Below are 9,393 nucleotides of genomic sequence, written 5' to 3' on the forward strand. Positions count from 1 at the left end.
AGTTCTCCCCCTCCCCCGCGGAGCGGGGGCAGGGGGCCGGGGGGAGGGGGCTCTCCGCGGGCGAGACACACTCCGCCACAGTGTACGGGCCGCGGTTCTTCCCTGTACGTGAAACGAAGTCCAACTGAACGATAGAGAGCAGATGAGCACGGCACTGAAGATCGAGAGCGAGACGGTCCGCGTACCCGCCGTTGTCCGCGGCGCGCGGACGGTGCGGGTGGCGCTGGCGGGGTGCGGAACCGTGGGCGGCGAGCTGGTGCGAATGCTCCACCACGGCGCCGCCGAGACGCGCGCCCGGCACGGCCTGCGCTTCGAGCTCGTGCGCGTGCTCGTGGCGCACGGCGAGCGCCCCCGCCCGGACGAGCTGGACCGCGCGCGGCTGACGACGGATCTGGACGCGTTCCTCGCCGCCGCCGCGGAGGCGGACGTGGTCGTGGAGGCCATCGGCGGCATCGAGCCCGCGCTGTCCATCGCCCGCGCGGCGCTGGCGCGCGGCAAGCGGCTCGTCACGGCCAACAAGGCGCTCGTGGCGGCGCACGGTCCGGAGCTGGCCGCACTGGCCCGGCGCCACGGCGGGCGGCTGGACTTCGAGAGCGCGGCGGCCGGCGGCATTCCCGTCGTCCGCGCGCTGCGCGAGTCGCTGTCGCTCACGGGCATCCGGTCCGTGCGCGGCATCCTCAACGGCACGACGAACTACATCCTCAGCCGATTGGAGGACGGCTGGACCTTCGCCGACGCCCTGGCCGATGCGCAGGCGCGCGGATTCGCGGAGGCGGACCCCTCGCGCGACCTGAGCGGCGAGGACGCGGCGGACAAGCTGCGCATCCTGGCGTGGCTGGCGTTCGGCACGGAGCCGGCGCGGCTGGACGTGCGCCGGCGCGGCCTCAAGCAGGGCGCCGATCGGCTGGCGCGCGCGGCGCGGGCGCTGGGCGGCGCCGTGCGGTTCGTCGCGGAGGCGGCGCGCGTGCCGGAGGGCATCGTCGCCAGCGTGGAGCCCGTGCTCGTCGCCGCCGGCGGCGATCTGGGTCGCACGCGCGACGAGGAGAACCTCGTCATCGTGGAGAGCGAGTGGAACGGGCGCATTCGCCTGGGTGGCCCCGGCGCGGGCGGCGGGCCCACGGCGTCCGCGCTGCTGGGCGACCTCGTGCGGCCCGCCCAGCGGCACCGCGCCCCGCGCCGCGCCGCCGCGCCCGCCGTCCCGGATCGCCGCGCGCACGCGTGGGCCATCGCCGTGGAGCGCGGCACGTCGGCGGAAGAGGCGCTGCGGGCGACGCTGGACCGCGTGGAGGTGGACGTGGACCGCATTGTCCGCGGCGAGGGCGTGAGCGTGAAGCGCACGCGGCCCGTGGCGTGGCCGCGCATTGGCCTGGCGCTGCGGGCGCTGGAGGTGCAGGGGCTGTCGCCCGGCATTCTGCGCGTGGAGGGATAGCGATCCGCGCGATCAGAGGGATGCGGCGGGACGGATGGGCGAGCCTGAGCCGGATCGCCGTCTCCCAGCCGGAGCGAATGAATTCGCCGCTGGAAAGGCACGAAGTCCGCCTGCGCGGACTGCCCCGGCACAGGCGACGCCATGTGCACCGGCGCGCCCATCAAGCAGTTGAAGCCTCACGCAGTTTGTGAGGCTTTCCGCAGTCGTTGCGGCGGCTTTAGCCGCTCCGGCTGGGACGCCGCGCCTCGCATCCGATCCGCGGCGGGTCAGTGCTCCACTCCCCCAAACGAAAGCCCGCCGTGCGACGCTTGATCGCGCACGGCGGGGATTCATCTGCTCCGGAGTGTGTCAGAGCGTCAGACGCGCGCGCGCACCTGGGTGGCGATGGCGTCTTCCAGCACCCCCAGCGACCGGCAGGGCGTGCCCTCCGTCCCCGCGGTCCCGGCAGAATTCGCGGCGTGGACGTAGATCGTCAGCCGCGCCGCGCCCGTCTGGTCATCCACGAGCGCCGTCACCCCCACGTGCACCGGGTCGGACGCGCCGCCCGTCCCGCAGTCGAACAGCTGCTCCCGGGGCGTGCGGGCGAGCTGCCTGTCGCCGGTGAGCTCCGTGTTCGCCAGCACCACCTGGCGGGAGTGGGAGGACGGGGCCGGCACCAGGCCGACGGCCTGGAACGCGTTCATGAGGGCCGTCGCCGTGGCCTCGGGCCGCGCGTCGATGTGGTAGATGCGGGGCTCGGCCGTCGTCCCGTCGCCGCGGGGGGGCGCGGAGGCGCAGCCCGAGAGGGCGGCGGCGAAAACGGCAAACGCAATGGCGTGAGTACGCATGGAGGGCTCCAGGTTCGAAGAGGGGGCGAACAGCACGCGACACCTGCAAAGAGGCGTCGCGCTGTTCGTTCTGTCAAGGCGCGCGGATTGGACGCGTGAAGTCGCAACCGGGACGCCGGGAGGATGCCCGCCGCTGGCTGACGTTTCTTCCTCCCGCGCCTGTATGCCGTTTCGGATCGCCTGCTCCCGACGGGGGTACCACGGTTGTATTTGTTCCCAGTTGGATCAATGTTGCGCCACCGCACCGGCAGGCGATAGACTGAGCGCGGTTCATCCGCGTGGCCCGTAGCGGGGGCTTGTGCGAGGGGATAACTTGTAGCATTCGCAGCACACCCGGCCCGGCCCGCGAGTTGCGGGCGCCGCGGCCGGGCTCAAGCGCACAGCCGGGGTGGAGCCGCCAAAGCGCGCCTCTGCCCCGTGTTCGCAACCGGATGACCCACGGCGGGGCCCGGCCCCGCGGAGAAGGCATATGAGCATCCAGGCGCCCGAAGCCCCGCAGCGCGGCTACGCCCCGGCGGGCAAGGACAACGGGATCGTCAAGAGCAAGGGCACGGTCAACCTCCCGCGCCCCGACGGCAGCGAGCCCGTATCGCACCGCGCCCGCAAGCCCGAGTGGCTCAAGGTGCGCGCGCCCGGCAGCCCCAACTACCTGCGGCTCAAGGAGCTGATGCGGTCGCAGGGGCTGCACACGGTGTGCGAGGAAGCGCACTGCCCCAACATCGGCGAGTGCTGGGAGAGCGGCACGGCCACCTTCATGATCCTGGGCGACGTGTGCACGCGCGCGTGCAAGTACTGCGCGGTCGCCCACGGCATGCCCACGGAGCTGGACTGGGACGAGCCGCGCCGCGTGGCCGACAGCGTGGTGACCATGGGGCTGGAGCACGCCGTGATCACCTCCGTGAACCGCGACGAGCTCAAGGACGGCGGCGCCGGCATCTACGCCGAGACCATCCGGCAGATCCACGAGCGCGTGCCCGGCTGCTCGGTGGAGGTGCTCATCCCCGACTTCAAGGGGAACGAGGCGGCCCTGCAGACCGTCGTCGACGCGCGGCCGGAGATCCTGGCGCACAACATCGACACGGTGGAGCGGCTGTCCCGGCTGGTGCGCCCGGGGGCGAAGTACTGGCGATCGATCTCGTTCCTGGGCGCCGTCAAGCGGATGAACCCGGCGCAGCTCACCAAGAGCGCCATCATCCTGGGGATGGGCGAGACGGAGGACGAGATCCGTCAGTCCATGAAGGACCTGCGCGAGGCGGGCGTGGACATCCTCACGCTGGGCCAGTACCTGCGCCCGTCGGAGCACCACGTGCCGCTGGACCGCTGGGTGCATCCCGACGAGTTCCGCCGCTGGAAGGAGATCGGCGAGCGGGAGCTGGGCTTTGGGCACGTGGAGAGCGGGCCGCTGGTGCGCTCGTCGTACCATGCCAAGGAGCAGGCCCGCACCATCGACGCGGGCGGCCCCGGCAGCATCACCGAGATCGTGGAGGCCGATGCCGACGCGACGGTGGTGATCGACGCCGAGGAAGCCGCCATCCGCGCCGCCCTGGTGGCGCCTCCGGCGCCCCGGCTGGTGCAGCTGGGGAGCCTGTAACGGCACGCGCGCAGAACGTACTACGAAGGGCGTACTCCAGGGGAGCCGATGGCCACGCATCCGCGGACCGCGACCATTTCGCTGGACGACTTCATCGCTGCCCTCGAGGCGAGCGAGACGGGTCTGGAGTTTGTCGACGGGCAGATCGTCGCGCTCGCGGGCACGTCCCTGGAGCACGGGCTGATCACGCAGCGGATCGCGCAGGCGCTCGGGAACCAGCTCCAGGGCCGCCCGTGCGGAGTGGTGTCGCAGGGAACGCTCGTTACACCGAGGGTGGGAGACAACGCGTACCTGCCCGACGTCGCCGTCTTTTGCGGTGGACCTCAGCGTGAGCGGGTGCGCGGGTCGGATCTCCTGCTGAACCCCACGCTGCTCGTGGAAGTGTTGTCGCCCTCGACGGCGGGATACGACCACGTTACCAAGGGGGACAGCTACCGGCGGATCTCGTCCCTGCAGGACTACCTGCTCGTTTCCCAGGACCGGCCGCGGATCCAGCAGTTCACGCGCCACGGGGAAGGATTCTGGCTGTTCAAGGAGACAACGGGGTTGAACGCGGTGGTCCGCCTGGATTCGCTGGACGTTTCGCTTGCGTTGTCGGAGATCTACGAGGGCGTACTCGCGGCGGACGAGCGATCCGCTTGACCAACCGGACCCGTCACGGGCAACGGTAAAGAGAAGAGTGATGGCTGACGAAAAGACGCAGGACGGCGTGGCCGCCGTGGCCCAGGCCGAGGACCGGTCGCCCGAGGCGGCGGCCGCGGCGGGCGGCGAGCCCGACCGCGAATCGCAGACGGAGCACAAGCCCCGGCTCTCCGACAAGGAGCGCCTGCAGGGGCTGGAGCCCGACAAGCTGCGCCAGATGATGTACGACATGCTGCTGGCGCGCCGCTTCGAGGAAAAGACGGCCGAGGCGTACGCCCTGGGCAAGATCGGCGGGTTCTGCCACCTGTACATTGGCCAGGAGGCCGTGGCCGTGGGCGCCATCCACGCCCAGACGCCCGACGACTACGTCATGACGGCGTACCGCGAGCACGTGCACGCCCTGCAGTGCGGCATTACCCCCGGCGCCGTGATGGCCGAGCTGTACGGCCGCGCCGACGGGTGCAGCAAGGGCAAGGGCGGCTCCATGCACATGTTCGACGCCGAGAAGAACTACCTGGGCGGCCACGGCATCGTGGGCGGCCAGATCCCGCTGGCGCTGGGCGTGGCGTGGAAGATCAAGTACCGCCAGGAAGACCGCGTCATCCAGGTGTACTGCGGCGAGGCGGCCGTGAACCAGGGCGCCCTGCACGAGTCGCTCAACATGGCCGCCCTGTGGAAGGTTCCCATGATCCTCATCGTGGAGAACAACCGCTTTGGCATGGGCACGGCCTGGGAGCGCGCGTCGTCCCTGTACGACATCTACCAGAAGGCCGGCGCGTACAACATGCCCAGCGCCGTCGCCGACGGCATGGACGTGCTGGACATGTACCGGGTGACCAAGGAAGCCGTCGATCGCGCCCGCCGCGGCGAGGGCCCCACGCTCATCGAGGCGCGCACGTATCGCTTCGTGGGCCACTCCATGTCCGATCCGGTCAGCGGCGTGTACCGCACCAAGGAAGACGTGGAGAAGGAAAAGGGGAACGATCCCATCCGCATCTTCGCCGACCTGCTGGCCCGGCAGAACATCCTGAGCCAGGAAGAGCTGGAGAAGATGGACGAGGAGGTCAAGCGCATCTCCGAGGAGGCCGCGGAGTTCGCCGACAAGTCCCCGGAGCCGGGCGTGGACCAGCTGTACACGGAGATCTACGCAGAGGAAGACGTCAACGGCCGTCTCTACTTCGACATGAGGAATCGCTAACCGATGGCGGTGATTACTTACCGCGAGGCGCTCAATCAGGCGCTCGCCGAGGAGATGGAGCGGGACCCGGACGTCTTCCTCATGGGCGAAGAGGTCGGCGTCTACAACGGCGCCTACAAGGTGTCCAAGGGGCTGCTGGACCGCTTTGGCGACACGCGCGTGGTCGACACGCCCATCACCGAGCTGGGCTTTGCCGGCCTGGGCGTGGGCGCGGCCATGACGGGCATCCGCCCCGTCATCGAGTTCATGACCTGGAACTTCGCCATCCTGGCGTTCGACCAGATCTTCAACTCGGCGGCCAAGATGCGGTCGATGTCGGGCGGCCAGTTCAAGATGCCCATCACCTTCCGCGGCCCCACGGGCGCGGCGCTGCAGCTGGCGGCGCAGCACTCGCAGGCGCTGGAGTCGCAGGTGGCGCACTACCCGGGCGTCAAGGTGGTCGTGCCCGGCACGCCGGCGGACGCCAAGGGCCTGCTCAAGGCCGCCATCCGGGACGACGACCCGGTGTGCGTGTTCGAGGGCGAGATGCTGTACAACATGAAGGGCGAGGTGCCTGAGGACGACGACTACGTCATCCCCCTGGGCGTGGCCGACCTCAAGCGCGAGGGCGGCGACGTGAGCATCATCACCCACGGCAAGATGATCCACGAGGCGCTCAAGGCCGCGGCGCAGCTGGAAAAGGACGGCATCCAGGCCGACGTGCTGGACCTGCGCTCGCTGCGCCCCCTGGACACGGACGCCATCCTCCGGACGGTCGCCAAGACCAACCGCGTGGTGCTGCTGGAAGAAGGCTGGCCCTACGGCGGCATCACGGCCACGGTGGCCGCGCTCATCCAGGAAGAGGCGTTCGACATGCTGGACGCGCCGGTGCTGCGCGTGACGCAGGCCGACGTGCCCATGCCGTACGCCAAGGCCATGGAAAAGGCCGCCAAGCCCAACGCGGAGCTGGTGGTGCAGAAGGTCAACCAGGTTCTCTACAGATAGTGCGAAAGTGCGAAAGTGCGAGAGTGCGAAAGTGAACTTCGGTTCCTCGCCCTCCCGCACGCTCGCCCGTTCGCGCTTCGCACTCTCCAGCCGAGATACGAAATGGCGACCAAGGTATTCATGGAGGCGCTCTCCCCCACGATGGAAGAGGGGCGCCTGGTCACCTGGCTCAAGAAGGAAGGCGACGACGTCAAGGAAGGCGACGTTCTCGCCGAGGTGGAGACCGACAAGGCCACCATGGAGCTGGTGGCCCGCGGCTCCGGCGTGCTGCGCAAGCAGCTCATCGCCGAGGGTGACACGGCCGCCGTGGCCTCGCTCATCGGCGTGATCGCCGCGGCGGACGAGGACATCTCGTCCCTCGCCGGCGGGTCCGGCGCGGCGCCGGCCCCGGCCGCGGAAGCGCCCAAGGCCGACGCGGCCCCGACGGCCGCTCCGGCGGCGGAGGCCTCCGCCCCCGCGCAGCAGGCAGAGGCCCATCCGGCCGCGCCCGCGCAGACGGGCGGGGACAACGGGCGGGTAAAGGCGTCGCCGCTGGCGCGCCGCCTGGCCCAGGAGGCCGGGATGCAGATCGGCTCCGTGCAGGGCACGGGACCGGGCGGCCGCATCGTCAAGCGCGACATCGAGCAGGCCGTGGCCCAGGGCGGCGCCCAGCCGGCCGCCGCCGCGACGCAGCAGGCCACCGAGGCGGCCGCCCCGGCGCCCGCCGCGCCGAGCGTGCAGCCCTCGACGGACGCGCGCTACCGCGAGCATCCGCTCACGCAGATGCGCAAGACCATCGCCCGGCGCCTGGCGCAGTCCATTGGCCCCGTGCCCACGTTCTACCTCACGGTGGAAATCGACATGGGCGAGGCGATGGCGCTGCGGGCACGCATCAACGACCGCTTCGCCAAGCAGGGGGTCAAGACCAGCCCCAACGACCTGGTGATCAAGGCTGTCGCCATGGCGCTGCAAAAGCACCCGTTCGTGAACGCCGCGTGGACGGGCGATGCCATCCACCTGTACGAGCAGGTGCACATCGGCGTGGCGGTGGCCATCGACGAGGGGCTCATCACCCCCGTGGTGCGCGACGCCGACCGCAAGGGCGTCACCGAGATCTCGGCCGAGGTCAAGGAGCTCGCCGGCCGCGCCCGGGAAAAGAAGCTGAAGCCCGAGGAGTTCACGGGCAGCACGTTCAGCATCAGCAACCTGGGGATGTTCGGCATCGAGGAGTTCACGGCCATCATCAACCCGCCGGAAGCCGCCATCCTGGCCGTGGGCGCCATCGGGCCCAAGGTGGTGGTGGACGACGAGGGCAACATGGCCATCCGCCAGCGGATGCGCGTGACGCTCAGCTGCGACCACCGCGTGATCGACGGTGCCACCGGCGCCGCGTTCCTGCAGACGCTCAAGCAGTACCTGGAAGAGCCCATGCTGATGGTGGCCTGACGGTCCGCCGTCTCCTGACGGACCTCCGCGGCCCCGCCGACCTCGCGTCGGCGGGGCCGCGGTGCGTCCGGGACCATCGTGCGGTCCGGATCATCTGCCTACGGGATCGTGGCGCGGGGGCGCGGCGGAACGTACCGTATTCCTTTCGAGTAGCATGCCGCCGCGGATCTTCATCCGCCGCTTCCGCGCTTTCCGCCGGTTCATCCTCCCCGCCCCGGAGCGGATTTCATGCGCCAACTCGTCCTGCTTCTGATCGCGCTCTGCCTTTCCGCAACGCCCGCCGCCGCGCAGCCGTTCATCCGCGCGGACGCCGCCGTCACGGGCGAGCTGACGGCCGGGGATTCCGCGCTGGCCAGCGGCGCGCGCTACGACACGTGGCGCCTTGAGGCCAAGGAGTGGCACCGGTACGTGATCTTCGCGCGGGCAGACTTCGACGTGCACCTGTCGGCGGGCGGGCAGCCGGGCGGGCGCTGCGGCGCCGGCTGCGTGGAGACCACGCGTGCCCAGCACGGCACGGCCGTCGCCCGCCTGGACTTTGCCCCGTCCGAGCCGGGCACGTACCTGGTCCGTGTCGCGGCCGTCGGCGCGGAGGGCCGGGGCCGCTACGAGCTGCGCCTGGAGGGGTACGCGGACACGATTTCGGCGCCCGTCATCACCCGGCCGGACGATTACGTGACGGACGTGCTCGTCACGACGGATACGATGGAGACCATCGCGCTCCTCCCCACGGTGGACACCGTCATGAGCATGACGACCGTGCTGATCGACACGGTCACCCTGCCCGAGGTTCCCTCCGTCGACACCGTGGTGACGATGACGGACACCATGACGGGCTACGGCTCGCCCACGCTGCTGGCGGACACGGTGCAGGATCCGCCGGCGGAGCTGCGCGCCGGTACGTCGGTGGGGGGCGTGCTGGACCGGTGGGACCGGCAGGGCGCCCTGGACCCCGCGTACCTGGACGTGTACACGTTCCGCGCGCGTCAGGCCGGGGAGACGGTCGTCATCCGCATGGAGTCCGACGACTTCGACACGGAGCTGCGCGTGGTGCACGTGCAGGCCGGCGCGTGGACGACGCTGGACGTGGACGACGACAGCGGATTCGGCACGGACAGCGAGCTCACGATCACCTTTCCCGATCCGGGCGAGTACGAGATCCACGCCCGCGCGCACTACGCCGGCGACACCGGCCGCTACACGTTGTCCGTGAAGCGGCGCTGACCATGGCGGTCCGGCGCCTGATGCGGTACGCGACGGACAGTCTCAGCCGGCGCCGGCCGACCTCAGAATGACAGCA

General features: G+C 70.6%; 8 protein-coding genes. 7 read left to right on the plus strand and 1 reads right to left on the minus strand.

Going from position 1 to position 9,393, the window contains the following annotated elements:
- Positions 1–142: 142 nt before the first annotated feature.
- The gene (locus VFZ20_RS22300) at positions 143–1,429 is read left to right on the plus strand and encodes a homoserine dehydrogenase (protein WP_329686159.1); all 1,287 of its coding nucleotides are present in this window, start codon (positions 143–145) and stop codon (positions 1,427–1,429) included.
- Positions 1,430–1,785: 356 nt separating this feature from the next.
- Here VFZ20_RS22300 and VFZ20_RS22305 read toward each other — a convergent pair whose 3' ends face one another.
- Positions 1,786–2,256: a hypothetical protein gene (locus tag VFZ20_RS22305; RefSeq protein ID WP_329686160.1), complete on the minus strand. Its 471-nt coding sequence runs from the start codon at positions 2,254–2,256 to the stop codon at positions 1,786–1,788.
- Positions 2,257–2,725: 469 nt separating this feature from the next.
- Between VFZ20_RS22305 and lipA the strand changes: the two genes are divergently transcribed.
- The 6 genes from lipA to VFZ20_RS22335 all read left to right on the plus strand — a co-directional run bounded on the left by lipA (position 2,726) and on the right by VFZ20_RS22335 (position 9,317).
- The gene (gene lipA, locus VFZ20_RS22310) at positions 2,726–3,847 is read left to right on the plus strand and encodes a lipoyl synthase (protein WP_329686161.1); all 1,122 of its coding nucleotides are present in this window, start codon (positions 2,726–2,728) and stop codon (positions 3,845–3,847) included.
- Between the two features lie 48 nt (positions 3,848–3,895).
- Complete coding sequence (locus VFZ20_RS22315) at positions 3,896–4,489, plus strand: Uma2 family endonuclease (RefSeq protein WP_329686162.1); 594 nt, start codon at positions 3,896–3,898, stop codon at positions 4,487–4,489.
- 40 nt (positions 4,490–4,529) lie between these two features.
- Entirely contained in the window at positions 4,530–5,687 is a 1,158-nt protein-coding gene (pdhA, locus tag VFZ20_RS22320) for a pyruvate dehydrogenase (acetyl-transferring) E1 component subunit alpha (RefSeq protein ID WP_329686163.1), read from the plus strand.
- A gap of 3 nt (positions 5,688–5,690) precedes the next feature.
- Complete coding sequence (locus VFZ20_RS22325) at positions 5,691–6,671, plus strand: pyruvate dehydrogenase complex E1 component subunit beta (protein WP_329686164.1); 981 nt, start codon at positions 5,691–5,693, stop codon at positions 6,669–6,671.
- Positions 6,672–6,773: 102 nt separating this feature from the next.
- Positions 6,774–8,096 (plus strand): pyruvate dehydrogenase complex dihydrolipoamide acetyltransferase, encoded by a 1,323-nt coding sequence (locus tag VFZ20_RS22330; protein ID WP_329686165.1) that lies wholly within the window; start codon positions 6,774–6,776, stop codon positions 8,094–8,096.
- A 228-nt stretch (positions 8,097–8,324) separates the two neighbouring features.
- Entirely contained in the window at positions 8,325–9,317 is a 993-nt protein-coding gene (locus VFZ20_RS22335; protein ID WP_329686166.1) for a PPC domain-containing protein, read from the plus strand.
- Positions 9,318–9,393: the final 76 nt, after the last annotated feature.

Source organism: Longimicrobium sp., from assembly GCF_036280135.1.
In the GTDB taxonomy this organism is placed as follows: Bacteria; Gemmatimonadota; Gemmatimonadetes; order Longimicrobiales; family Longimicrobiaceae; genus Longimicrobium.

Coding starts and splice junctions, on each gene's coding strand:
- VFZ20_RS22305 (WP_329686160.1), bottom strand. CDS start 2,256: ATGCGTACTCACGCCATTGCGTTTGCCGTTTTCGCCGCCGCCCTCTCG.
- lipA (WP_329686161.1), top strand. CDS start 2,726: ATGAGCATCCAGGCGCCCGAAGCCCCGCAGCGCGGCTACGCCCCGGCG.
- pdhA (WP_329686163.1), top strand. CDS start 4,530: ATGGCTGACGAAAAGACGCAGGACGGCGTGGCCGCCGTGGCCCAGGCC.
- VFZ20_RS22325 (WP_329686164.1), top strand. CDS start 5,691: ATGGCGGTGATTACTTACCGCGAGGCGCTCAATCAGGCGCTCGCCGAG.
- VFZ20_RS22330 (WP_329686165.1), top strand. CDS start 6,774: ATGGCGACCAAGGTATTCATGGAGGCGCTCTCCCCCACGATGGAAGAG.
- VFZ20_RS22315 (WP_329686162.1), top strand. CDS start 3,896: ATGGCCACGCATCCGCGGACCGCGACCATTTCGCTGGACGACTTCATC.
- VFZ20_RS22335 (WP_329686166.1), top strand. CDS start 8,325: ATGCGCCAACTCGTCCTGCTTCTGATCGCGCTCTGCCTTTCCGCAACG.
- VFZ20_RS22300 (WP_329686159.1), top strand. CDS start 143: ATGAGCACGGCACTGAAGATCGAGAGCGAGACGGTCCGCGTACCCGCC.